We start from the raw sequence: 25,634 nt of genomic DNA, 5'->3' as shown, positions 1-25,634 counted from the left end.
AAGCACATCCCGACCTTCATCATATGGCATGGACAGCAATGACTGATTCTTCAACTCACTATAATCATGACTGTAACCCACAGCATCTACGCGATGAGCTAGAGCAGTTTGCAGAGTTGCAAAAAGACCAATTTCTCGCACGAAGTCCAGTTACAGAACTGGTGCATGCTCGTTCTCATTTTATTGATAGCTTGCTCCATCGATTATGGCGCAACTTTCAATTCCATGAGTTACCCGGTCTCGCACTCATTGCAGTCGGTGGTTATGGTCGAGGTGAATTACACCCACTTTCAGATGTCGATATCCTCATACTGAGTCAGACTGCACTTGATGAAGCAATCGGCGAAAAAGTCAGCCAATACTTAACCCTACTTTGGGATTTACGACTCGACGTCGGCCACAGCGTACGTACTGTCGAACAATGTATCGAGATTGGTTCTGATGACTTAACCGTGGCAACTAATTTGCAAGAAGCGCGTCAGATCTGCGGCTGTGAAGAAACATTCCTACAACTCGAAGAACGTATACACGCGACAGACTTCTGGCCCAGTGAGGTCTTCTTTCAAGCAAAACTTGATGAACAAAAAAAGCGTCATGCCCGTTATCACGATACCACTTACAACTTAGAACCAGATATTAAATCTAGCCCCGGTGGCCTACGCGATATTCACACCTTAAGTTGGATCGCTCGGCGCCACTTTGGTGCCACCAGCCTATTGGAAATGAGTCGATTTGGCTTTCTTACCGATGCTGAATACCGAGAGCTCGCCGAATGCCAAACCGCTTTATGGCAAATTAGATTTGCACTGCACATCGAGCTACGTCGCTACGACAATCGACTCACCTTTGGCCACCAAGCTTCTGTTGCTGAAAACCTAGGTTTCATCGCTGAAGGGAACCGTGGCGTTGAAATGATGATGAAAGAGTTCTACCGTACCCTGAGACGGGTGTTAGAACTCAATAAAATGCTATTGCAGTTATTTGATCAGGCTATTTTGAATAATCGCGAAGAACGTGAAGTCATTGTATTAAGTGATGATTTTCACATTCGCGGGCATTTAATCGAAGCCACTAAACCGGCCCTATTTCAGGCGCGCCCTGAAACCATTTTAGACATGTGCCAACACGTTGCGGAAAACTCCAGCATAGAAGGTATCGCCGCACCCACTTTACGGCAACTGCGTACAGCTCGCCGTCGTCTTAACCTTTTCCTCGTTGATATTCCAGCAGCTCGTGAGAAGTTCATGGAGTTGATCCGTCAACCCAACGCCCTGCAAAAAGCCTTTAGGTTGATGCATCGCCACGGTATTTTGTCGTCATATTTACCGCAGTGGAGCCAAATTGTAGGTCAAATGCAGTTTGATCTCTTTCATGTCTATACCGTCGATGAACATAGTGTCCGCGTACTCAAAAATATTAATAAATTTAACGATCCAGAAAACCGTGAACGCCACCCAATTTGCTGCGAAGTGTACCCAAGGATCATCAAAAAAGAGTTACTGCTTATCGCGGCGATTTTCCATGATATCGCCAAAGGACGCGGTGGGGACCACTCAGAGTTGGGGGCTATCGAAGCTTATGATTTCTGTATCTTGCATGGTTTATCTCGCCCAGAAGCCAACATTGTCTCTTGGTTAGTCAAACACCACCTACTGATGTCAGTGACCGCGCAGCGCCGTGATATTTACGACCCAGAAGTCGTTACTACATTCGCCAAAATAGTCCGTGATGAAGAACGACTGGATTACCTTATTTGCCTCACCGTTGCCGACATTTGTGCCACGAACCAAGATCTGTGGAATAGCTGGAAGCGCACACTACTGGCAGAGCTGTATTACTCAACTCAAAAGGCACTGCGTCGCGGATTAGAAAATCCGCCCGATATACGAGAACGTATCCGCCACAATCAACATTTAGCGTCTGCGTTACTGCGCAGCCAAAACTTTGCACCACGTGAAATAGAAGTCTTATGGCAACGCTTTAAAGCGGATTACTTCTTACGACATACCCATAAACAATTGGCATGGCATGCCGAAGCTATGTTGCAGCATGACCATGAAAAACCATTGATTTTACTCAGTAAGAAATCAACGAGAGGCGGCACTGAGGTCTTTGTTTATTGTAAAGACAAGCCTAAGCTCTTTTCGATTGTGGTCTCAGAGCTCGACAAGAAGAATTTGAGCGTGCACGACGCCCAAATCATGACCAGTAAAGATGGCTATGCATTAGATACCTTTATGGTTCTCGATCCCACAGGGAAAACCCTGAATGAAAATCGCCATAATACAGTACGTCGCGCACTGGTGAATGCGTTAACACACATGAAGTCAGATCGTAAAAAGAAACGCGCGCCACGTAAATTACTGCACTTTAACGTCAAAACCAAAGTCGATTTCTTACCGACCAAAACAGGTAAGAAAACCATGATGGAATTAGTCGCGCTCGATATGCCAGGGCTATTAGCTAAAATTGGTGCCGTCTTTGCTAAGCTGCGTATCAGCTTACAAGCCGCAAAAATCACCACCATAGGTGAACGCGCAGAAGACTTTTTCATCGTGGTTAATGAACATGGCAGCCAATTAACGGATGACGAGCAACTGGTACTCAAAGCTGAGTTGATCGCTAAACTCGACCATCACGACTAATCCTCCCTATCAGCCCTTACTGATTTTAAAATGAGTAAGGGCGATCTTGTCCACATATCCCGCCCTCTTAGCAAGCGTCCAACTTACAATCTTGCTACATTATTCAAACAAGAATCGCCAATTTACTTAGATGATGAATAGATTGGTATTGCAACATTTCTCTCCCACCGTACCCCATACATGAGGCCTTTATGTACCCAAACCTCACCGGCATTGGCATCGAACTTCCAGAAACTATCGAACGCTATAGCCTTCGCCAAGAAGCCGCGAACGATATTCTTAAAATTTACTTTAAAAAACGAAAAGGCGAGCTGTTCGCAAAAAGTGTGAAATTCAAATTTCCACGCCAACGCAAATCTGTTGTTGTAAACAGTGGTAGCCGAGAATACAAAGAAGTTACAGAGATCAATCGAAACCTAACTCATATCATTGATGAGCTTGATAAAATCACGAAACGCAAACATGTAGAAGTGGATGTTAAGAAAAAAATATTAGGTGATCTTCGCCACTTAGAACAAGTGGTTAGCCATAAAATTGCAGAGATCGAAGCCGATCTCGAAAAGCTAAAATAGTCGCTAGCCGCCACCCTCTCCAACAAAAAAGCACATCGCCTTTATATTGGCCATGTGCTTTTATATGCCACGCTCACAACAGCATCTTAATGGTCATTGTGTTTATGTTCGTCATTGTTATCGTGATAAGAAACAATTTAGGCGACTTTCTTCAATAGCCCACCAAGCCAAGGGATCACCACTTCTAGTGCATCGAAGTTAACACAAGCATCAACGTCTAACCGCGGTGCGAGTGGTTTAGCCTGCAACTGCTGTAGCAACTCATCAAACTGACGGCCACCACCACAGTAGCGATCTTCGCCATAGCTAGAATCACCTAAGGCAACCACACCATAATGCATCGCAGGCATTAACGGGAATTGATCGCTTAACGCCATAAACAATGGCATCAAGTTATCGGGGATCTCACCCTGCCCTGTGGTTGATGAAATCACCAACACTATATCTTGCTGATAGGCGACTAAATCGCTCAATTCAGGGTCAAGATACACTTGGGTTAAATGGCCGCTTTCATTTAATTTTGCTGCAACTTCTTCTGCGACATCTTCCGCGCCACCAAATACCGAGCCGACGAACACGCCAATTTTTGCCATCGCTTCCTCGCTTAGCCTCTCAGGCTGACAATTACATTCCTTTAGTATTAGAGTGGTCGGCATTGATAAAAGTTGCAAACAATTTAAGCGGTTAATCGTTAGCTTTCAGCAACACACATTAAAGAAATAGGCCAGTCAAACGCCGTCATCACTCGTAGCCATGGCTCATCAACATTGGCGCGGATGTCTAACGCTTCGCCTGTAATCGGATGTGCAAACTGCAAGCGAGATGCGTGTAGCATCAGGCGGTGGCAATCATAATTTTCACGGAACATACGATTATGACGACCATCACCGTGGTTCACATCACCAATAATATGGTGACTTAAATGGTGCATATGGCGACGAAGCTGATGTTTACGGCCAGTTTCCGGCTTCATTTCAACCAAACAATAGCGGCTGGTATTATAGCGACCCACTGCAATGTTTGTTTCAACGGTTGCGAGTGGGCAATATGCAGTTACCGCCTCTTGCGCTTCTTGTTCTTCTTTGGCGTGTTTATCGGCGATTTTATCCAACTCTTTTTTCAGTGGATAATCTAATACTGCCGCCTCTTTTACCCAACCGCGCACCACGGCATGGTACGTTTTATGAATATCTCGTCCTGCAAATAATGGCATCATTTGTGCCGCAATTTCACTCGATAATCCGAAGATCAACACACCCGATGTTGGGCGATCAAGACGGTGTAACGGGAATACATGCTGACCAATTTGATCACGCAATGTTTGCATTACAAACTGCGTTTCATGACTATCGAGCCAAGATCGGTGCACTAACATACCTGCGGGCTTATTCACCGCCACTAAATATTCATCTTGGAATAAAATTTCGAGTTCCATTAGCTCACTTCGCTTTTAGTAAATGATCGAATTCATGGCACACAGCAAGAATAGCCTCGTAACCTTGTTCGTTTTTCATCGCCTCTTCCACATAGGGGGCAATCTCAAACTGACTAGGCAGCGGTAAATGCTGACTCACCAATAGGGTCATTTTAGGGATGAAAATCCACTGTAACCACTGGGAGCACGACAAGGTATCTATCGCAAACGGCTCAATACTTGCCAATGCCTGCGCACTCGGTGAACACGCATCCCATTGTTGATGTTGTTGCATAGTTTGCTGCAACTTTCCCAGTAATTGTTGGCAATGAAGGTATTTATCCACGTCATTTATCCCAGTGCGATGAATTCAGGCGCGCAAGGATACCATCTCGCACGCAGAGTCCATATAATCAAAGAACCATTTAGGAGTAATCAAAGATGTCCATGGATAATTTTCATACCCTCACCCAACTGTTAGACAATGCCGGCTGCCAATACAAAATTTTTGATCTTGGCCGCCGCGTTTGCGAAATCGATGTTGAGCAATTTAAAGCCGTCGAAGAAAACCGCCAACCTTATCCATGGCCATTGCAACAGCATGCTCATTTATCCATTTCTTTTTGGCAAGCGGGTAATACACCTTGGATTTGGTTCTTACGCTTACCGCTTGATGAACGTGGTCTTCTAAAGCAAGCTGCTGTAGGCGACTTCATCAAGTATGTGATTGAAGCCATGGGCGCAACACTCAACAGTGAGCCAACGGAAGAAGAACAAGAAAAGCTAGCAGCAAACCCTTACACCTTCAAACCTAGCGACGACAAGATGGCGATCTTTCATGCTCAGCTTCGCCAACGCTTATCGCTTTCCTCTAGCCAGTACTATGAACACGCTCAGCATTACCTCACTGGCGACTTAGGCTGGGAGCAATGGCAAGCCGTTGGTTTACAAGGTTTGGCTGATGTCTGTGCTCGCATGAAACAAGAAAACAATACCACTCTGCTCCGTAAAGGCATCAATAAGCTACCAATGACACCGTTATATGCATTACTCGGTTGCTTAGAGCATTGTGAATTACCGCAAAGCCTCGCAGAACGATTACAAGAGCGCCTCAACCTTGAATGCGAACAAGCTGAGCCCGACCTATTCCTGATTGCTGCATTATTGCGTGCAATGGCAGGAATTGACGCCCAACAACTCAACCTTGCCTTAAAAGCGGTACTGAGCCAGCCAAAGCTGTGCCACCCAGAAGTGCTGGTCGCAATTGCAGGGCGCTGCTGGAATGGCTTAACGCATACTGATACTGCCGGTGAGTTTTTATTACGCTTGGCTCAAACTAATGACCAAGTGTTGTTTAATCAGCTATTTACCGACTTAGTTATGTTGCCTTTATTGCGTGGCATCATGTTGCAAGTACTTCATAGCCAAGCAAACCCTGAACTCGTAACTGCCATTACTCAGTTACAGCAGCATGCACGTAGTCAATAGTAACTCGCTGCAAGCTATGGGTATTAGCCGTTAAATGTGGTTTACAAGGAAGATAATTTGACCAATTTATTTTGGATTGTCACAGTATCGTTTGGCTGTTTTCTGTTTTGGCAACAACGCCGCCAAACGGAATTGGCGCAGAAATTTATAGAGCAACGCTGTGAAAAGTTAGGCTTACAGCTACTCAGTACAGCCCGAGGATCGCATAAGCTGCGTGATGAGCAACAATGGCACTGGCATACCGTATATTGGTTTGAATTTTCGGCTGATGGGCAAGACTATTATCAAGGGTACATAGTAATGAAAGGGTTTAGACCTATGCGTTTTTATGTGCCACCTCACCGTTTACCGGATGAGTATTAGCCCTAATATCGACCAATCACTAAATAGCAGACACAAAAAAAGCAGCCAAGGCTGCTTTTTTTGTAATACCAATCTGGGTAAGTAAATGATCAGGTGATTGCGCAGGAAAAATCACTGAGAACAAGGCGTAGATTGCGGATAGCTAGTTGTTCTATCTACAAAATCTACAACGCAGTTATCATTGATTTTAACCAGCAAGAACGATCAGTTGCTTAGTTAGATTGGTATAATACCAATAGGTCATATCTGTCTGTCTTGGTATTGGGCTCGAATCGCTCCCGCTCCTTCCCCAAAAAGAGCGGGCGCGACTTGCGTCGCGCCCTGAGGTCTTACTTGCAGCAATCCCGCTACTATGGTGCTCCCTGCATCCATCCATTGAATCGCTGTAATCCGTCAGCGTAATCCTTAATTCTTCATCCTGAAGTTGTCCTTTGGCCTTACCTTGACCCGTCGTTTCATCCTGATCCGACTCTCGTCTCCGTCCTGGAGGTGTCCTTTACTTCGTCCTGAAGTGTTCCTTTATGCCTCTATCCTAGAGGTGTCCCTAACTTCATCCTGAAGTGGTCCATTTGTCATCCTGACCAGTAAGTAATCCTAACTTACTATTACCGAATCCTTCGGCTTTCCCTTCACAGTCCATGTACGATATATCATCCTAATACATCGGTCTCATCCTGAGACTGCCCAAATCCTTGGCTATTTCCTGTTCCGTTCCGTCAGTTCCTTCCGACACCAATAAGATTACGCTGCTCCACTGCAGATTGAACCCATGTAAGAAAAAACTTATTCGTATCTTTATATTAAGAAAAAGACCATAAAAACATAAAGCTATAAATAACAGTAATTTAATAAAGTCAGCATCTCTTTTATAGCAAGGAATCATTGCTTTATCCCACACCTTTGTAAGAGATCTCGCACAAAGTGATCAGATATTGGTAGGGGGTAACGATAGCCAAACCAATCAATACAATGAATGAACAAAGTAAAACAGCAGTAAAAGCAAAATAAGAGTAGGAAATAGCGGTAAAAAGAGAAGACACAGATAAACGTGGAGGCGAACAAGATAGATCTAAATAGTAGAAAAAGAACGGGCGCAACATTTCTGTTGCGCCCTTAGGTCTTACATGCAGCAATCCCGCTACTATGGTGCTCCCTGCATCAATCCATGATTAGCTTATTTCCAAGCGTAATTCCTAATCTCTATCCTAGAGTTGTCCTTCGGTTGTTCCTTGACCCGTCGCCACATCCTATGTCGACTCTCGCTCCATCCTGGAGGTATCCCTTACTTCATCCTGAAGTGATCCTTTATGCCTCTGTCCTAGAGGTGTTCCCTGACTTCATCCTGAAGTGAATCCTTTATGCCTCTGTCCTAGAGGTGTTCCCTTACTTCATCCTGAAGTGAATCCCTTATGCCTCTATCCTAGAGGTGTTCCCTTACTTCGTCCTGAAGTGAATCCCTTATGCCTCTATCCTAGAGGTGTTCCCTTACTTCGTCCTGAAGTGAATCCCTTATGCCTCTATCCTAGAGGTGTTCCCTGACTTCATCCTGAAGTGATCCTTTGTATCCTTTCAGCCAGCATCCAGCCCGCATTAACGTATCCGTTCGTTGTCCTTTCGCTATCCTAGCGAGTAAGCGCTCCGGCTTACTTCCCTCATCCTGAGGTCGGTTCGTTCCAAAAACCGTTTCCAAGTTCCAATGCCAGTGTCCCTCTGACACGGTAGATATTACGTGATTTCGATAGCCCAACAACCCACCCAATAACACTTTAGGGTGATACAGTTCATAAACACCACACCACAAAAAGACTAAGTTATTGTTTAATAAGATATAAATGACATAGGTAAGCGTAAGAACACGAAGATTTCTGCTTTTTTCCCACAATCTTGTAAGAGATCTCGCACAAGCAACAAGGTGTATATCTAAGCATCACAAAAAGCACGATCCTAGAAAGATCAAAACGCACATTACTCCGACAAACAAAACCAACAATGATTGGCATAATTAATCACAAAATAAACACTTTCATCACATCCATTATTGCCCTGCTCATCAGCACTCTCTGCCTATACTTAGTGAATTAGACAAGGAGCACTGTGCTAGGCTCATTTCAATCAAAGGGGAAGTGCAATGGAAACCTTTAACCACAATCTCAGCCACCTTTTTAGTCAATTAGGGCTTAATGATTCACAAGCATTTATCGAACAATTCTTAGCAAGCCACCGCTTAGAGCAGCATGAGTCACTATCAGAAGCCACTTTTTGGCATCCTTCACAGAAGCGTTTTATCAAAGAATCACAAGAGCAAGATGCAGATTGGTGTGAAGTGATTGATCAATTGGATGCTTTGCTACGAAAATAGACGGTATCAGTACTCGATATCGACTCGAAAGGAACACCATGTCAGACATCAGCCAAGATTTAGAACAAGCGATTCAATCCTTGATTACCGAAGGGAAAGAGCCATCGGTTGCTTTAATAAAGTCACGCCTAACGTCACCATTACCTATGCCATTAATCATCAAGGCACTACAAGCTTGGAAGAAAAATGCCAAGGTGCCTAAGATTGAAAAAACATCGCCAACATTTACAACAGAACAGCGAATCGCACAGCTAGAACAGCAAGTCGCAACATTAACAGCTCGTCTCACCGCGCTTGAAAGCAAAGATTGAAAACAAACCTGAAAGCACAATTAACTAAAAAAAGGGCTAAACATCGCTGTTTAGCCCTTTGCTTTTCCACAGTAACCGCACTGAGGAATGAATAATTATGATTGCGAACCTACTGAAAATCCCACGATAGATTTGAAACAATCCGACAATCATCACACTTAAAATGGAAAAGATCATGGATAGGCTCATCAAGCGACCAATCACCGCCACATTTAGGACATGGACGTTGTTTTTCTTCTGCTAGGCTCTTTCCACCCACTTGATACTGGTAGTAATACGTCGGGATCTTAGTGATGTATTCAATTCGGCCACGTAAATCCCAGCCACGTCGAAACAGGTCGCTGTCAGCATCTTTAATTTCATGCAGGGTGGCATGTTCAGCTTTACAGCCGCCCGCCATTTGCACTTCATCGCAGGCTTGCCACTCTGTTTGCCATTTAACGATCGATTTATGATCGCCATTTAATACTGGGGGGACTCGGTATAACGGGATTGGCATTAACGTTTCACCGCAACGCAATGGTGAGCAGGTATGAACAAAAGTGGTGTAGATCACTTGCCATGATGGCACAAAATTTTCTGCAGCCGCTTCCGAATTCAGATCACGACCTAACACTTTCACTTTAGGTGCCAGTAAACTCGCTTGTGATAAGCGATTTAAACACGCTCTTACACTATCACTATTAAACTGGGCGTGAAGACTCTCGATTTCAGGGCAAACGGCTCGTACGCGAAAGATCGCCTCATCCATCACAATAGGAAATTCACGGCCTAACACCTGACCGTTATAGCGCAACGCATCCATCAAGCCATTAATCGCCTGATCAACCGCCGACACTGTGGTGTTATCAAAACACTCAAAACTCATTTCTACAACGTACATGCTTAATCCTCACGTACGATAGGTTCAAGCTTAGTCAAAAAGCTTTCTACATCCGCAGCGAGCACATCACGTATATCTTTACCTAAGGTTTCTAAAATAACCTGCCCCGTCATATTACAAATAGAAATCACTTTATCTTCAACAGCCAGTGCACCGATAAAAACGGTAGGCTTTAGTTTTAACCGACGCTGTGTCACTAAGTGGCCCAGAATATTCTCTTGTAAGCGCAAAGTGTCGTCTTCACTGAAAGATTGCAATAAATCAAATTCAAGATCGCCAAACTTCGCCGCCATATCACCGCTGTACTGGCTGGCATAAAAAGCAACAATATCTTCATGCAGTGTCAGCTCAATTCCTTTCTCGACTGCCGCTAGGTCACCCATAGGTTCACGTGTTACTGCCTGCCAAGTCACGTCATCACCCGAATCATGTTGTACACATGGCGAGTGAAGTCCGACTAAGTCCTCACTACGGGGAAATGTATGCCCTGCATCGTGCCACGCTTTCATAAAACGGACCGAAAAATCAGATAATGCGTCCGTAACTGGATGATTCATTCGCAACCTCATTAAAGATTAAGTAAACTTTGGATATTCTAATCCAAGAGTGTCCAAGACAGTATGAGCAAATATAAAGACGCGGCAGAATTAGCGGATTTAACGTTAGGTCAAAAAACTGAATACGCTGATAAATATGATCCTTCACTGCTGCAAGCCGTTCCACGTAGCCTTAATCGTGACGATCTCGCCCTTGGCGATGAACTACCGTTCACTGGCTACGACATTTGGACACTCTATGAATTGTCATGGTTAAACGGTAAAGGCTTACCACAAGTCGCTATCGGTGAAGTTCGTTTACCCGCCAACAGTCCAAACCTGATCGAATCTAAATCGTTTAAGCTCTATCTTAACAGCTTTAACCAAACACGTTTTAGCGACTGGCAAGAGATTGTTGAAACACTACACAAAGATCTGAGTGCATGCGCAGGCCTTGACGTTGATGTCACCATTCAACCTTTGACTGATTTTACCGATGAAACCATCGTAAACTTCACTGGCGAATGTATTGATGATCAAGATATTGAAATCACAGAATACGATTTCAGCGCTGATCATTTAGATGGTGCTGCAGACGGTGACGTCGTTACAGAAGAGCTTCATAGCCACCTATTAAAATCAAACTGCCTAATTACTAACCAACCAGATTGGGGCAGCGTGCGTATTTCTTATAAAGGTAAGAAAATTAATCGCGAGAAATTACTGCGTTACTTAGTGTCGTTCCGTAATCACAACGAATTCCACGAGCAATGCGTTGAACGTATTTTCAGTGACATTATGGCCTTCTGCCAGCCAGAATTGCTGACCGTTTATGCGCGTTACACCCGTCGTGGCGGCCTAGATATTAATCCATACCGTACAAATCAGGGTAAAACGCCTAGCAACAATTTCCGTCTTGCTCGACAGTAATTCTAACTCTGCGATACAGATGTAAAATAAGTCCAGCAAAAGCATACCCTTTGCTGGACTTGATTGCCTAAGCCAGTATATTAGACCACTGTGTTTATTGTGGTTTAAGAGAAAATATGAATTTTTGCCGCTGGCTTTTTTGCGCTTTCCTAATCTGTTTCCTTCCTTTTAGCGCTTCAGCAAAAATCTATACAACACCGATCCTTGCGGAAGCACATGAGCTACTGCAAACGAGCCCTGAAAAATCACTCCGAATCACCGATCGCTATTTAAAACAGCGCCGCATGAGTGAGCAAACTGAAAGCTCACGTGTCCATGTAAATGATGATACCGATCACTCGGTGCGCACCCCACTAAATACCGTCAATGCGATGCAAATTAAGGCGCGTGCTCACTCGCTGCTTAATCAGCCTGATCGCGCTATTAGCACCATCAAAAAAGCGATTAAACTCGCGATAGAAAATGAACTCGAATTCACCATTATTGAAACTCAATTGATCTATTCAAAGATCTATTGGGAGAACCTGCAAAACAGTGTGTTGGCCTTAAAATTACTCGACAATATAGATACAACCATTAGCCAATCTGAGCCACTCAAATTGACCAAACAAGTGAAGGTATTGCAATACGAAACGCTATTGCAGCGCGCTGTGATTGAATCAGCCGTGGGTACTGAAGAAAAAGCCGAAAAGCTCTTTAGCAAAGCGAAACGCTTATTAACCAATTTAGATAACACTACAGCCTTAATTGAGTACCAACTCACGCTGGGTCAACATTACTTAAAATATAACCACTATGATTTGGCGCTGGATCGCCTACTAAGCGGGTATTGGTTATCGGTTGAAGAAGATAACAAAGCGCAGACCGCCGTGGCGAATTTAGGACTCGCGACGCTATTTGAACAGCGCAGTGTATTTGATAAAGCCTTAGAGCACGCCACCCAAGCGGGTGAATTTTTCGAGCACTTCAAACGCACCCAACCACTGGCAAAAACGCTCGCGCTTATTGCATCCATCTATGAACAACAAGGCCGCTACAACCTCGCCTTAGTGCATTATTTTAATGCATTAGATCAAGAGAGTCAGTTAAAGCACGATGGCCGTTCATCGCAGCTATACCTCAATATTGCACGTGTATATCTTCAGCTTTATAACTACCCGAAAGCAGAACAGTATCTGCAGCAAGCACGCCAAATGGCAAAGCGATCAGGTAACGAAGCATTAAATGCCGATACACTTTTACTTGAGGGTAAACTTCAACTGGCTGAAGGACACATAGCGAAAGCCATTTCAACCCTGCAATCAGGGCTACTGGCGGCAAGTCGAATTGGACAGCTGAACTTACAACTTCAAGGCGAAGTCATTTTATCGCAAGCCTTTGAGCAAAATAGCGATTATTACAACGCTTTACTCAGCCAGCGTCGTTATGAGCAATTGTTTGAACGCCAGCAAAAAACACAGCTAAAAAGCAATGTCGAAGTGTTTAAGCAGCAGCAACGCATGATGGAACGCTCTTTAATGCTCGAAGAGTTAGAGAGACAGCAATTTGAGAGTGAAAAATCCCTCTACCAACAGCAACAAGTGAGCATTTTCCTGATCAGTTTACTGCTGGTTGTGAGCATTGTGTTATGGCGCCGCCATAGTGTGGCAAATATGCTACAAAATCGCTTTAAGCAGCTGCGTACCGAGTTTTACACCCACCCTCGTAGTGGACTAAGAAACCTGCGAATGCTCAATGCACGCCTCCCCGATTCACTGCAACAAAGCAGTGCTAACTTCGAGCAATGGCACTTAGGCGACATCATTAACGAACCACTTAGCGATCGTTTACGCTTTGCATTAGTTGAAATTCCATTTCTCAAACACATTTACTTGGAACGAGGCTACCAACAAGGGTTAGAGATGGAACGTCAGCTCGGCGCTTACTTCCAAAATGAAGTGTGCAAGCCAGCACGCCTTTATCATTTCTCTGATGCGATGTTCTTGTACATAGAGCCCAACTCGCGTTTAAACAGTGAACCCGCTCAGCTCGCTGATTCTATTCAGCAATTAATTGATGGTTTTATCGCCGATCGACACATCGACAACAAAGTCCGCATTGGGATGGCTGAATACCCATTTTTACCCCGTGCTTATACGGCAATTAACGACCAAGAGCTGATCGACATACTACTCATGGCAACCAATGCTGCCCGTTTAAACAATAAAAAAGAGGAAGGAAGTCAATGGGTTCACTTAAGTGCAATAGATGCAGCTCCAGCAGCCAGTTTTGCGAGTGATAATATTCGTAAAGCCTGTCTGCAAGGTATTAATAATGGGTTAGTCAAAGTACAAGCATCGACAAGCTTGGAATTTTGTTGGAATAATGATCACGATTCTGATAATAAGGTCAATTAAATCATCCAGAATTTGAAATTAATGCCGCTACATCAATAGTAGTTACTATGTTTTTGTTACTATACGCGCCATATTATTGGTTTCGTTTGCCCCTTTAACTCTATATAGCGATTGCTTTAGGTATGCCTTACCCCCGTGACTGACGTAAATGCCGTTGTTTCTGAAGTGAGTAAATTGAAACAGCGCCTAGACCAAGCTCAACTATCTTTCCGTGATGCCTCACTCAAGTCGCGTCGCGAGATTGTCATTTTAAAGCGCCTGATCACCCGTCTATCTGTCGCATGCCGAGGGATAGACCAGGAGCTTGACCTAAAACTGATTGAGCTACGCCACGACCTAGAGCAACCCAAAGACATCAGTAAGCTGATCCCACGATTAGCCTTAATTGAGCGTCTCGTCACTCGTCAAGCGGCACTCACCGAACAAGCAAGCCAAAACCTTGAGCAACATATTCACTTAAGCGGTGATACGCTAAATCGGGTTCGTGGCTTACCTCCGCAGCTCAAACGTGACCTTCGCAATATATTGTCAGCATCACCTGATAGTTTAAGTGATAATCACAACCGTCTCATACGCCTATTAGAACTGTACGAAAGCGCGGTTAAACTACTATCAAACTCAACCAATCAGCATCAAAGTAACAGCATAGATCAAGATGTATTGATTCATCTTAGCTGCGAATTACAGCACCTTATCACCGATCTAGATTTTACTGATGACAACAGCGCCACGCTGCTAGATATTCGTAATAAGCTATTGGCTGGTGTCACAGCAGAAAGACTCGTAGAGCACGCATTAATTATTTTACGATTAGTGATTAACGGCCATCACCAAGATCGTCGCTCGACTCAAAAATTTGTCGATGGCGTACACAGTGATTTGGCTGCGCTAAAAAAAACCACCCATCAGGCGGTAGACCAATCAAGCGCCTTAATCGAACAACGTCATACCATGATATCAGGGGTCTCAGCCTTATCTCAGCAGATGAAGCAAGGGTTGAAAGAACAAGAAAGCCTCGAGACATGGCGACCACAGCTTGAAACAATCAGCTCTGAATTACAGGTCTTAATTGAACGTACTCACGCGCTCGAAAAACGAGAGCACGAGTTATTGGATCAATTGGCATATAACGAAAATAAAGTCATTACACTTTATGAAAAAACGGCCGAACATCACCAGTCATTAAACAACCAAGAACGAAAAATGTTCTTAGACCATTTAACCAAGGTGTATAACCGTGCTGCATTTAACGATCGCCTAGAACATGAATACCGCCGCTGGTTGCGATACCAACACCCGTTATGTGTCGCTCTGCTTGATGTCGATAATTTCAAAGAAACCAATGTTAACTTTGGTTATGTCGCGGGTGATAAAGCGCTAAAAATCATCGCTCGTACTATTCATCAGAGCCTTGATGACACCGATTTTATTGCCCGTTTTGATGGCGATAAGTTCATGGTGATCATGCCAGATACCACAGAAGAAGAGCGAACGAAACGCATCAATGCCATTCGAGAAGCGGTTGCTCATCTACCGTTTCATTTTCGTGATCAACAAGTCTCAATTACCGTTTCAATTGGTGCGACCATGTTCGACACCAACGATACCCCGCCGAATATTATTGAACGCACCCAAAAAGCACTCAATACCGCTAAAAGTACCGGCTCTAACCGCTTAAGCTGGATAGCTTAAACCTCACACCCTGCACATTTATTACTAGGCAAAGCACATATTGCTGTGTAATGTAAAAATTAAGCTACTGATATTAAATAGCTAAAAGCAAAAAGAGCTGACTATACTAATAGTTATGCTTACCGCCTGAGTATGATTCGTTATCAACAACCATAATCAATCCCGAACGATTCAGGCTTGCTAATCACACAAACTAAAACCAAGAACTAAACGATTTGAACCCAGATAAAGGGATCTATTCCTCGTTTTCCTCACAGCAACTGCTGTTTCCCATGAACAGGGAGGTCACCATGATTACCCATATCAGCCCAGTTGGTAGCATGGATCTGCTATCACAACTCGAAGTCGATCGCCTTAAAGCAACGGCTTCTAGCGATATTTACCGTCTTTACCGCAACTGTTCGCTTGCGGTACTGAATTCTGGCAGTCACACCGATAACTCCAAAGAACTGCTCGAAAAAAATAAAAGTTTTGATGTTAACGTCATGCGCCGTGAGCGTGGTATTAAACTCGAATTGATGAACCCACCCGAGCATGCTTTTGTGGATGGCCGAATCATTCGTGGTATTCAAGAACATATGTTTTCAGTGCTACGTGACATTGTGTATGTGAACATGCACGTCCAACAACGTAATGATTTAAACCTGACGAGCGCACCGCATATCACCAACTTCGTATTCAGTATTTTACGTAACGCACAAACATTACGTGCAGGTGAAAGTCCAAACATGGTGGTCTGCTGGGGGGGACACTCGATTAACCCGATTGAATACCAATACACCCGTGAAGTGGGTCACGAGCTCGGTTTACGCGAGCTGAATATTTGTACCGGTTGTGGACCCGGCGCGATGGAGGGCCCGATGAAGGGGGCTGCCATTGGCCATGCTAAACAACGTTACGGTGACAGTCGCTTTCTGGGCCTAACGGAACCATCTATTATCGCGGCCGAACCACCTAACCCTATCGTGAACGAGCTGGTCATTCTGCCTGACATCGAAAAACGTCTAGAGGCCTTTGTGCGTGTTGGTCACGGCATTATCATTTTCCCTGGCGGTGCAGGTACGGCCGAAGAGTTGCTTTATATTCTTGGTATCCTCATGGAACCAGAAAATGAATCACAACCAATGCCACTTGTTTTAACGGGGCCCAAAGAAAGTGAAGCCTATTTCCGTACCTTGGATAGCTTTATTCACGACACGTTAGGCGAAGCAGCAACCAAACACTACCAGATCGTAATAGATAACCCAGCTGAAGTTGCTCGCATCATGAAAAATGCGATGCCACAAGTCAAAGAGCACCGCTTAGCGACAGGGGATGCCTACAGTTATAACTGGTCGCTGAAGATCCCACCCGAGTTTCAACTGCCGTTCGAGCCAACGCATGATTCGATGGCAAGTTTAGATTTGCACATGAATCAACGCCCTGAACATTTAGCCGCTAATTTACGTCGCGCCTTCTCAGGTATTGTTGCGGGTAATGTGAAGGAAGAAGGGATCCGTGAAATCGAACATAAGGGTCGCTTTAAAATCAATGGCGATAGCGTACTAATGAAGCGGATGGATAAATTACTGAAAAGTTTCGTGGAACAGCAGCGAATGAAACTCCCAGGATCCAAGTATGAACCCTGCTATGAGATCGTGACTGCACCACCAGTAATGAAATAACACAATTTAACGCGTACAATAAAGGGCCTGTCTAGGTCCTTTTTTTGTGTGCTATGTCTATTCATCTTGTTGTTATTGATGCTTTAAACCTTATTCGTCGTGTTCATGCTGCTCAGCCAGGTGAACCTGACGTCGAAAATACAGCCAAAGTGTGCTGTCAGGCACTAGATAAAATCATCAACAACAGCCAACCCACCCATATCGTCGCCGTCTTTGATCATCACAGCGATGACAGAGGTTGGCGCGCCGAGCTACTGCCACATTATAAAGAAGGGCGTAAACCTATGCCTGAAGAGTTAGCTCAAGGCATGGATAAAATTCAAGATGCATTCATGGCACTCGGTATTGATTCATTGCTATCAGATGGTGATGAAGCCGATGATTTAGTTGCCACCTTGGCACTCAAAGTCGCCTCACGCAGCCAACAGGTCACCATCATCTCGACAGATAAGGGATACTGCCAATTACTCCAACCGACCTTACGGGTACGTGATTACTTCCAACAACGTTGGTTAGACGCCCCTTTTGTCAAAAAAGAATACGGTATTGCGCCAGAGCAACTTACTGATTATTGGGGATTAGCAGGAATTAGTTCGAGCAAAATCCCCGGTATCGCCGGCATTGGCCCAAAAGCCGCTGTGGAGTTATTAGGGCTCTATCCTGACTTAGAAGCCGTACTTTCGGCCACTGATTTACCCCCAAAATGGCAAAAGAAAATCACGGGTAATGAAGATACAGCACGTGCAAGTAAACAAGTATCGTCATTGAAAACAGACTTAGAGCTTGGCTTCAACCTGCAAGATATCCGCTACCAAGCCCCTGAATAACCACATCATGAGTACCGCGCTAACCAAGTAGCACAGCCTAGAGTTAACTCTCTCTATCTCATCCAGAAACAAAAAAAGCGGCCTCATTAACGAGGCCGCTTTTTTATCTAACATCCAGTATCCGACAACAAATTAATAGGCTGAACGGTTATCTGTACGTTGAATATGTACCGTGATTTCTTCACGATCATGGTATAGGTGTTTAGCTTGAAGATTAAACTTCACGCCATTTTTAACCAAGTACAGCTTCAAATTTTCAATATCTTGCAGTACTTCGTCGTAACGACCTTTCATTGGTAGTTTCAGGTTGAAGATTGCCTCTTTCGCCCATGCTTTAATTAGCCAGTCACCCATTAAGTGTGCAACGCGTGCAGGCTTTTCAATCATGTCACAAACAATCCAAGTTACGTTCTTACGTGGTGGCTCAAATTTAAAACCATCCACTTCGTGGTGTTTAACCTGACCTGTATCCATCAAGCTTTGCGCCATCTGGCCATTATCAATCGCGTGAACGAACATTGAACGCTTCACTAATTGATAGGTCCATCCACCTGGACATGCACCTAAATCAACGCCCCACATACCTGGCGCTAAACGCTCATCCCACTCTTCGCGAGGGATAAAGACATGGAAGGCTTCTTCCAATTTAAGCGTAGAACGACTTGGAGCATCCGATGGGAATTTCAGACGCGGGATCCCCATGAAGAACTGTGAGTTGTTGTTCGTGAATGAGTAGCCCACGTAGCAACAACCTGGAGCAATAAAGCACACATGCAATGCTGGATTCCAAGTGCTGTCTTGTGCGTAAAGAATTTCTTTTTTACGCATCGCTTGGCGTAGCGGCACGGTAAATTTACGACAGAACTTCAGCAGCTCTTTCGCTTCATTGGTGTCTGGCGTTTCAATGCGTAATTCGCCACAGCGCGGGAAACCATCAACCGCCGCTAAGATAGGAGAAATACGATCGTCTTGCGGTAAATCTGTCAGCAAAGGCTTCGCTGCAAACATTTGACGCGCAAAAATAAGTGAAGAAAATGGCTGCAGTTTAATAAACTTCTGCGCATCACCTTGCTGGTAAAATTCAAATACAACATAACCGGTATTGTTTTTCACCCGAGGGAAACCATACAACTCCAGTTTGTTTGCTTTGTCTTGAACTTCACCGGCACATTCTTTTTCAAAGCCTGGACGACAGTATAAAATTACGTGATTCACTTTGAACCCTCAGCTGAACGCCAAGCAGCAACAGTTAATGCTACCCAGCCAAAAATAAAACAAAACCCACCCAGTGGTGTGATGGGTCCAAACCATTTTATGCCCGTTAATGCGAGCGCATACAAGCTGCCACTAAAGCACACAATGCCCGCACCGAAAAATAGGGCTGCGTATGATACCGCTTTTGACGGCAGAATGCGTGCCCATAATCCACATCCGATCAACGCGACCGAATGCAATCCTTGGTACTGGACGCCAGTCTTAAATACATCAAGTAGATACGGCGATAACTGTGCTTTAAGCCCATGTGCCGCAAAGGCTCCAAGCATCACTGTGATTGCCCCACTAAGCGTTGCACAAACGAGGATCCAGCGAGCACGGTTTGCCGTTGCATATTCATCGCTTAATGCAACGCTTGATTTTTTCCTTGGTAGGCTAGTCATCGCTTACTCACTCTTAGGCTGAGTACAGCGAAGAATAAAATCAACCAATTGGCTCACAACCAATGCCCGATTAGCGGTCTCAGTATGGCCCGATTTTTTACGCGGCTTAAAACCATGGTCGCCATCAGGTAAAAAAGCCGTTTCAACTTGATCGCTGTATTGCCATGCTTCCACTTCTTCGCGTGTACCAAAGGTATCGCGCTCTCCTTGTAAGATAAGCGTTGGCGTTGCCATAGTTTTTAGATGCTCACCCCGAAAGTTTTCTGGTTTACCCGGAGGGTGAAACGGAAAACCTAAGCAAGCGACACCTTTTACCCGCGATTGGCAATTCATCACATCCGGTGTTTCAGCAGCAACATCACTCACCATCAGGCTGGCCATACGCCCTCCCATGGATTTACCACCAATCACAAGCGTATCCGATTCGTGCGCACCAATATGGCGAAAAAAGTCGATTAAAAGTTTAGGTTGGCGATCGGGTGGACGTTTTTTTCCATCTTCACGACGCTTGACCATATAAGGGAAATCAAATCGCACCACTCGAATACCCTGTTTTGCAATATCTTGCGCTATCGCTGTCATGAATTCATGATCCATTCCCGCACCAGCACCATGCGCAAACAAGAAGGTGGCTTTAGCTGTTTTTTCACAGGGGCCATCAACAATGTACGTCGGATAATCCGCAGTTTTAGCTTCATTTTGTATCGAGTTCGAAACATTATTCGACATCAGGCATGTCCTCTTGTTCACGTGCAGCTTTGGTTAATACCCAATCACGGAACACCTGAATACGCCCCGTATCTGCCTGCTTTTCTTGGCAAACAATATAGAACGCATTTTTACTCAGCAGGACTTCATCGAACGGACACACTAAACGACCCGCTTCAAGTTCGGGTTGCGCCAATACATTATTACCGAGTGCAATACCCTGACTGTGTACCGCAGCTTGTAATACCATGGTTGAGTGACTAAATATCGGCCCTTGGTTAACGTTTGTTCCTGCAACATTGTATTGGCGAACATAGTTCTTCCACTCTTTGCGCGAGGTATCGTGCAATAAGGTATGCAGCTTCAAGTCATCTAAGGAACGTAAGGGTTTTGGCCCGTTCAGTAGCATTGGCGAGCAGACTGGCATTAAAAATTCTTGGTACATTTTATCGACGCGTAAACCCGACCAATTTCCACGTCCGTAGTAAATCGCGACATCGACGTCATCCGTGAGTGATCCTTCATCCAAATCGACCGCTTTGATGCGTACATCTATATCGGGATGTTTTTCGTTAAAGTCACTCAGACGAGGGACTAACCACTGGATGGCAAAACTAGGAGGTAAACTAATGGTTAACGCACCTTTAGCACCGCGTTCTAATACCTTATCTGTGGCATCTGAAATTGCAGAAAAAATATCTTTTATGTCGAGAAAGTAACTTTGCCCTTCTTCCGTCAGCAATAAAGAACGATTACGACGACGAAATAATTTGAGCCCTAAAAATTCTTCTAGCGCTTTAATTTGGTGGCTTACAGCTGCTTGTGTGACAAATAGTTCTTCCGCTGCACGGGTAAAACTTAAGTGCCTTGCTGCGGCTTCAAATACTTTTAATGAGTTGAGCGGGGGTAAACGTCTCGACATACTTTTCCTACCTGACCATAACATTAGTTTTTTTTATGGTAATCATTATAAATTGTCCATTGCTCAAGTGCCACAGAAACCCTATTATTCGTTTCGCAGCTGAGGCGTAGTACAAGTTTTTTGCTCTGTAGCATTTGTACTTAACCAATGTTGCGATGTTGTGTTTGCATATTGTCCGAGTTGTGTCGGATCGGTAGTTATCTACCAATTGTTACTTCCTGTATATTTGACCTGTCTGTCAAAATCATTTTTAGCACTGCGCCCCAACGCAGTGCTTTTTTTTTGCCAAAAAAGCGGGCTTTGTCACCCAACCGGCCCTTCATACCCAAAATAGGCAATTTAGAGTACAATTGTGGGCTTGAACATTAGCAATGTGACCCACCATGACTGCACAATTTTCTATCGATGCGATTCGCGCCCAGTTTCCCGCCTTGCAGCAAAGCTGTAATGGCCAACCTTTAGTGTATTTAGATAGTGCAGCGACTGCGCAAAAACCGCAGGTGGTGATCGATACCATTCAGCAATATTACAGCGGTCAAAATGCTAACGTTCACCGTGGCAGCCATTCTTTGACAGCCAAAGCCACTGCCAAGTTTGAACAAGCACGTGAAACTGTACAGCGCTTTTTAGGCGCGACCAGTAACCGTGAAATTATTTGGACCCGTGGTGCAACAGAAGCATTAAACTTAATCGCCCAAACCTATGCTCGCCAAACGTTGCAACCTAATGATGAGATCCTCGTCAGCGAATTAGAACATCATGCCAATATTGTTCCGTGGCAAATAGTGGCCCAGCAGACGGGTGCAAAAGTCGTCAAAATTCCGATGTGTTCAGATTGCTCGCTCGATATGGCGGCTTTTAGCCAATTACTATCAAACAAAACCAAGATAGTGGCGATAGCCCATATCACCAACGTCACAGGCACCCGAAATCCAATTGAGCAAATAATTGACGAAGCTCACCAACATGGTGCAGTTGTCGTCGTTGATGGTGCTCAAGGCGTGGTGCACGAAGCGATAGATGTTCAATCGCTGGATGCTGACTTCTATGTTTTCTCTGGCCATAAACTGTTTGCCCCTGCTGGCATTGGCGCTCTGTATGGCAAGCTAGCATTACTAGAAGCGATGCCACCGTGGCACGGCGGCGGTAAGATGGTAGAAAAAGTCAGCTTCAACGGCACCACCTATTCAGGCGTTCCTGGTAAATTTGAAGCGGGTACTCCCAATGTTGCGGGTAGCCTTGGCCTTGCGACAGCCATTGATTGGTTTCAAGCCATTAATCAACCACAAGCCGAACAACATATTGCGAGCCTTCGCCAGCGTGCTATCGAGGGTATTAAAGATATTGAAGATCTACGCATTGTTGGCCTACAAGAACACGCAAGCCTGTTCTCTTTTGTTGTTGATGGCGTACACCATCAAGACATTGCCACCTTACTTGATCAGCAAGGCGTCGCACTGCGTGCGGGTCATCACTGTGCCCACCCAATGCTTGATGCGTTAGGATTAACAGGTACATTACGCGTGTCAATCGCGCTTTATAATACTGAACAAGACATTGACTGTTTTATCGCTGCGCTACACAAAGCCTGTAGCCTGCTGTAAGGAAAGACCATGACATTACCGCACCACCCATTTGGGACTGAAATTACCGCTGACGATATTGTCGCGCAAATGCAAACAGCTAAAGGCTGGGAAGACCGTTATCGCACCGTCATTCAATTAGGCAAAAAGCTTCCCGCATTACCTGATGAATTTAAGCTCGCCGATCTCACCGTCAGTGGTTGTGAGAGCCTCGTCTGGTTGACACACGATAATCAAAACGGTGTGTTCCACTTTGCCGCTGACTCTGACGCCCGTATCGTTCGAGGCTTAATTACTCTGGTCTTAGCTGCCTATGAAGGCAAATCTGCGAGTGATATTTTAGCATTTGATATTGATGCGTATTTTGACCGTTTAGGTTTAATTGAACACCTAAGCCCATCGCGTGGTAATGGGCTTAAAGCCATTGTTGAGCAAATTAAAGTGACTGCTACAAACGCGTGAACACTTCAAATTAAATAACAAAAAAGCGGCTCCGTATCACTACGCGAGCCGCTTTTTTATATTCTTGAACGGTGTAATAACTATCCGTTATTTTAGGTGTTTTTGTACTAGCTTTTGCAACACACGAGAAACGGCAACAAAACCAAATGTCGCTGTCACCATTGTTGCTGCACCAAAGCCACTGGCACAATCCATACGCTTAGGCCCTTCGGCTGACGCCTTCATATTACAGACCGAGCCATCCGCTTGTGGGTACTTCAACTGCTCTGTTGAATACACACAATCGATGCCAAACTTACGCTTGGGGTTAGTCGGAAAATTATGATGACGACGTAGTGTATCGCGCAGTTTTTTCGCCAGTGGATCTTGAATCGTCTTGGTCAAATCCGTGATTTGAATTTGCGTTGGATCGGTTTGACCGCCCGCACCACCCGTGGTGATCACTTTATACTTATTACTCTTACAGTGTGCCAATAATGCCGCTTTTGGCTTCATGCTGTCTATCGCATCTAAGATGTAATCGTGGCGACCATCGATGTATTCACGAATGTTCTCTGGCGTAATAAAGTCATCAATCAAATTCACCTGACACTCAGGGTTGATGAGCTTTATACGTTCCGCCATCACTTCAATTTTGCTCTGACCCACAGTCCCCGTCATCGCATGGATCTGACGGTTAATGTTCGTCACACAGACATCGTCCATGTCGATTAACGTCAACTCACCAATACCTGAACGCGCTAATGCTTCTGCAGCCCATGAGCCAACACCGCCAATACCGATCACACAGACATGTGCAGCCCGATAAATCTCTACTTCACTGTTACCATAAAGGCGACGTGTGCCACCAAAACGTTGGTTATAACTGTCTGAGGCTGGGGTATCTAATTCGCGCATAGGATATTCACTGCTAGCTAGGTCGTTCAGATAAAGAATGAGCGCGTGTTATACGCGCTCTATTAAGAATTGTCCAGTTTGCGCAAGCGGTGTAAAAAGCAAACTAAGGATAAAAATGGCAGAGGATTTACCGAGAGGTAACCTCTATTCAGGCTTCGCAGCCTGTGCAGGCACAAGCCAAGGATCGGCAGTGGCGGTATTCGGTAAACCTAACTTCCACACACGGCCAAAATGCTTGTAGTGCCCAGCATCAATACCCGCTTGGTCACCCATGCCGTGGTATAGATCGAGGTGATTTTTCTTCACCGCACCACCGGTATCTAATGCCATCAGCAGTTTCAGTACGTGCTTGCCGTTCCAATTACCTTCACTATCAAGCTGAGGCACTTCTGCTAAAATCACACTGCCCATCGGTAAATATTCACGATCAGCGGCAACTGACGCGTGCGCCAATAATGGAATACCCGCGGTTCCCATTACATCCAAGCTCTCTTGCGGCTTAAAGAAGACATACGATGGGTTTTGCTCTAGCAGTTCGCGTACCGTCGCTTCATCTTGCTTCGCCACCCAATCAGAGATAGCTTTTAGTGACATTTTCTCACGCGGCACTTGATCTCGTTCAATCAGAATGCGACCAATACTGACGTAAGGATGACCATTTTTGCCCGCATAAGCGAAATACTGTAACTCATCATTATCATCAAAATGGACAAAGCCACTGCCTTGCACTTCCATCATAAAAACATCGAGCATAGAGGCGCTGTAGCCTAGCTCCAGTTGCTGATTCGCCAATACGCCATTGTTTATCTCTGTACGCGTTGGGCACTTACCATCACATTTCGGCATACCATAAACCGGGTATTTAAACTTCTCGTTTGCTTGATGACGCAGTTCAATAACAGGCGAGAAATAGCCAGTGAACATCACATTACCGTAGCCATCACCGCCACCCATTTGTGCAGCTTGAATACCATAATTAGCCAACTCAGTAGGATCGCCAGAATGCGCGGCCCAGCTCTGAATTTGGTTATAAAGTGGGAAGTACTTTTCCGCCATGGAGGGTGAGCGTTCAATCACTTTCGTCATCTGCGCATCAAATTGGCTGTAATCTCGGACTTTATCCGAGTTTACCGACTCAACTTGATTCAAGACTTGCTCGAAATCACCGTCAAGGTACTGCTGCCCTCGATCGGTAGGTTTAGCACAACCAGCCAAACCAATAATGCACACTGCGATAGTTAAATGACGTAACACGAAAAGCCTATATAGGTTAGATAAATCAACAACAAGTATAACAAGCCCGTCAGAAAACGGGCTATTAGGT

The 25,634-nt window shown here is 44.8% G+C and carries 24 protein-coding genes; 13 read left to right on the top strand and 11 right to left on the bottom strand.

Features of this window, described 5'->3' with window-relative positions; translation table 11 throughout:
- The first annotated feature begins 38 nt into the window (after positions 1 to 38).
- Both glnD and OCU87_RS03185 read left to right on the top strand, forming a co-directional pair.
- Positions 39 to 2,645, top strand: a complete 2,607-nt coding sequence (gene glnD, locus OCU87_RS03190) for a bifunctional uridylyltransferase/uridylyl-removing protein GlnD (RefSeq protein ID WP_062690231.1) — start codon at positions 39 to 41, stop codon at positions 2,643 to 2,645.
- A gap of 191 nt (positions 2,646 to 2,836) precedes the next feature.
- Positions 2,837 to 3,217, top strand: coding sequence for a DUF3461 family protein (locus OCU87_RS03185; protein WP_062690230.1), 381 nt, complete (start codon positions 2,837 to 2,839; stop codon positions 3,215 to 3,217).
- Positions 3,218 to 3,354: 137 nt separating this feature from the next.
- Here the strand turns inward: OCU87_RS03185 and OCU87_RS03180 are convergent, their stop codons facing one another.
- The 3 genes from OCU87_RS03180 to OCU87_RS03170 all read right to left on the bottom strand — a co-directional run bounded on the left by OCU87_RS03180 (position 3,355) and on the right by OCU87_RS03170 (position 4,977).
- Entirely contained in the window at positions 3,355 to 3,810 is a 456-nt protein-coding gene (locus tag OCU87_RS03180) for a flavodoxin (protein ID WP_062690229.1), read from the bottom strand.
- A gap of 98 nt (positions 3,811 to 3,908) precedes the next feature.
- Positions 3,909 to 4,652 carry a tRNA pseudouridine(65) synthase TruC gene (gene truC, locus OCU87_RS03175; protein ID WP_094955837.1) on the bottom strand — a complete coding sequence of 248 codons (744 nt, stop codon included), beginning with the start codon at positions 4,650 to 4,652 and terminating at the stop codon, positions 3,909 to 3,911.
- A gap of 4 nt (positions 4,653 to 4,656) precedes the next feature.
- Entirely contained in the window at positions 4,657 to 4,977 is a 321-nt protein-coding gene (locus OCU87_RS03170; RefSeq protein WP_261857823.1) for a YqcC family protein, read from the bottom strand.
- A gap of 95 nt (positions 4,978 to 5,072) precedes the next feature.
- Between OCU87_RS03170 and OCU87_RS03165 the strand changes: the two genes are divergently transcribed.
- The 4 genes from OCU87_RS03165 to OCU87_RS03150 all read left to right on the top strand — a co-directional run bounded on the left by OCU87_RS03165 (position 5,073) and on the right by OCU87_RS03150 (position 9,152).
- Positions 5,073 to 6,119, top strand: a complete 1,047-nt coding sequence (locus tag OCU87_RS03165; protein WP_261857822.1) for a DUF3549 family protein — start codon at positions 5,073 to 5,075, stop codon at positions 6,117 to 6,119.
- 57 nt (positions 6,120 to 6,176) lie between these two features.
- Complete coding sequence (locus tag OCU87_RS03160) at positions 6,177 to 6,482, top strand: DUF3301 domain-containing protein (protein WP_062690226.1); 306 nt, start codon at positions 6,177 to 6,179, stop codon at positions 6,480 to 6,482.
- Between the two features lie 2,128 nt (positions 6,483 to 8,610).
- The gene (locus OCU87_RS03155) at positions 8,611 to 8,841 is read left to right on the top strand and encodes a DUF2789 domain-containing protein (RefSeq protein WP_062688872.1); all 231 of its coding nucleotides are present in this window, start codon (positions 8,611 to 8,613) and stop codon (positions 8,839 to 8,841) included.
- A gap of 38 nt (positions 8,842 to 8,879) precedes the next feature.
- Positions 8,880 to 9,152 carry a hypothetical protein gene (locus OCU87_RS03150; protein ID WP_094955840.1) on the top strand — a complete coding sequence of 91 codons (273 nt, stop codon included), beginning with the start codon at positions 8,880 to 8,882 and terminating at the stop codon, positions 9,150 to 9,152.
- Between the two features lie 109 nt (positions 9,153 to 9,261).
- Here OCU87_RS03150 and OCU87_RS03145 read toward each other — a convergent pair whose 3' ends face one another.
- On the bottom strand, positions 9,262 to 10,035 hold the full coding sequence (locus tag OCU87_RS03145; protein ID WP_261857821.1) for a Zn-ribbon-containing protein: 774 nt from the start codon (positions 10,033 to 10,035) through the stop codon (positions 9,262 to 9,264).
- A gap of 2 nt (positions 10,036 to 10,037) precedes the next feature.
- On the bottom strand, positions 10,038 to 10,592 hold the full coding sequence (gene syd, locus OCU87_RS03140; RefSeq protein WP_062688876.1) for a SecY-interacting protein: 555 nt from the start codon (positions 10,590 to 10,592) through the stop codon (positions 10,038 to 10,040).
- Positions 10,593 to 10,655: 63 nt separating this feature from the next.
- Between syd and queF the strand changes: the two genes are divergently transcribed.
- From queF to xni, 5 genes are all read left to right on the top strand, one after another.
- Positions 10,656 to 11,501 (top strand): NADPH-dependent 7-cyano-7-deazaguanine reductase QueF, encoded by an 846-nt coding sequence (gene queF, locus OCU87_RS03135; protein WP_062688878.1) that lies wholly within the window; start codon positions 10,656 to 10,658, stop codon positions 11,499 to 11,501.
- A 116-nt stretch (positions 11,502 to 11,617) separates the two neighbouring features.
- Positions 11,618 to 13,897 carry a tetratricopeptide repeat protein gene (locus OCU87_RS03130; RefSeq protein WP_261857820.1) on the top strand — a complete coding sequence of 760 codons (2,280 nt, stop codon included), beginning with the start codon at positions 11,618 to 11,620 and terminating at the stop codon, positions 13,895 to 13,897.
- Positions 13,898 to 14,032: 135 nt separating this feature from the next.
- Positions 14,033 to 15,589 carry a GGDEF domain-containing protein gene (locus tag OCU87_RS03125; RefSeq protein ID WP_261857819.1) on the top strand — a complete coding sequence of 519 codons (1,557 nt, stop codon included), beginning with the start codon at positions 14,033 to 14,035 and terminating at the stop codon, positions 15,587 to 15,589.
- 290 nt (positions 15,590 to 15,879) lie between these two features.
- Positions 15,880 to 17,253, top strand: coding sequence for a nucleotide 5'-monophosphate nucleosidase PpnN (gene ppnN / locus OCU87_RS03120; RefSeq protein ID WP_261857818.1), 1,374 nt, complete (start codon positions 15,880 to 15,882; stop codon positions 17,251 to 17,253).
- 53 nt (positions 17,254 to 17,306) lie between these two features.
- Complete coding sequence (gene xni / locus OCU87_RS03115) at positions 17,307 to 18,080, top strand: flap endonuclease Xni (RefSeq protein ID WP_261857817.1); 774 nt, start codon at positions 17,307 to 17,309, stop codon at positions 18,078 to 18,080.
- A gap of 132 nt (positions 18,081 to 18,212) precedes the next feature.
- Here xni and rlmM read toward each other — a convergent pair whose 3' ends face one another.
- From rlmM to OCU87_RS03095, 4 genes are all read right to left on the bottom strand, one after another.
- On the bottom strand, positions 18,213 to 19,295 hold the full coding sequence (rlmM, locus tag OCU87_RS03110) for a 23S rRNA (cytidine(2498)-2'-O)-methyltransferase RlmM (RefSeq protein ID WP_261857816.1): 1,083 nt from the start codon (positions 19,293 to 19,295) through the stop codon (positions 18,213 to 18,215).
- Positions 19,292 to 19,624: a DUF423 domain-containing protein gene (locus OCU87_RS03105; protein WP_062688914.1), complete on the bottom strand. Its 333-nt coding sequence runs from the start codon at positions 19,622 to 19,624 to the stop codon at positions 19,292 to 19,294. Before OCU87_RS03105 ends, rlmM begins: the two co-directional genes overlap by 4 nt.
- A 117-nt stretch (positions 19,625 to 19,741) precedes the next feature.
- Entirely contained in the window at positions 19,742 to 20,467 is a 726-nt protein-coding gene (locus tag OCU87_RS03100) for an alpha/beta family hydrolase (RefSeq protein WP_157072556.1), read from the bottom strand.
- The gene (locus tag OCU87_RS03095; RefSeq protein WP_062688883.1) at positions 20,457 to 21,368 is read right to left on the bottom strand and encodes a transcriptional regulator GcvA; all 912 of its coding nucleotides are present in this window, start codon (positions 21,366 to 21,368) and stop codon (positions 20,457 to 20,459) included. The genes OCU87_RS03100 and OCU87_RS03095 overlap by 11 nt, the downstream gene beginning before the upstream one ends.
- Positions 21,369 to 21,751: 383 nt before the next feature.
- Here OCU87_RS03095 and csdA point away from each other — a divergent pair, with 383 nt between their 5' ends.
- Both csdA and csdE read left to right on the top strand, forming a co-directional pair.
- Positions 21,752 to 22,972: a cysteine desulfurase CsdA gene (gene csdA / locus OCU87_RS03090; RefSeq protein ID WP_062688885.1), complete on the top strand. Its 1,221-nt coding sequence runs from the start codon at positions 21,752 to 21,754 to the stop codon at positions 22,970 to 22,972.
- A gap of 9 nt (positions 22,973 to 22,981) precedes the next feature.
- Positions 22,982 to 23,413: a cysteine desulfurase sulfur acceptor subunit CsdE gene (gene csdE / locus OCU87_RS03085; protein WP_261857815.1), complete on the top strand. Its 432-nt coding sequence runs from the start codon at positions 22,982 to 22,984 to the stop codon at positions 23,411 to 23,413.
- A gap of 87 nt (positions 23,414 to 23,500) precedes the next feature.
- Here csdE and tcdA read toward each other — a convergent pair whose 3' ends face one another.
- Together tcdA and mltA are read right to left on the bottom strand one after the other, a co-directional pair.
- Positions 23,501 to 24,310 carry a tRNA cyclic N6-threonylcarbamoyladenosine(37) synthase TcdA gene (gene tcdA / locus OCU87_RS03080; RefSeq protein WP_261857814.1) on the bottom strand — a complete coding sequence of 270 codons (810 nt, stop codon included), beginning with the start codon at positions 24,308 to 24,310 and terminating at the stop codon, positions 23,501 to 23,503.
- 144 nt (positions 24,311 to 24,454) lie between these two features.
- Entirely contained in the window at positions 24,455 to 25,564 is a 1,110-nt protein-coding gene (gene mltA / locus OCU87_RS03075; protein WP_261857813.1) for a murein transglycosylase A, read from the bottom strand.
- Positions 25,565 to 25,634: the final 70 nt, after the last annotated feature.

This window comes from Photobacterium sanguinicancri (assembly GCF_024346675.1).
Taxonomy (GTDB): Bacteria; Pseudomonadota; Gammaproteobacteria; order Enterobacterales; family Vibrionaceae; genus Photobacterium; species Photobacterium sanguinicancri.
The sequence above is the reverse complement of the archived record's forward strand: the minus strand, read 5'-3'. Positions and strand labels throughout refer to the sequence as shown.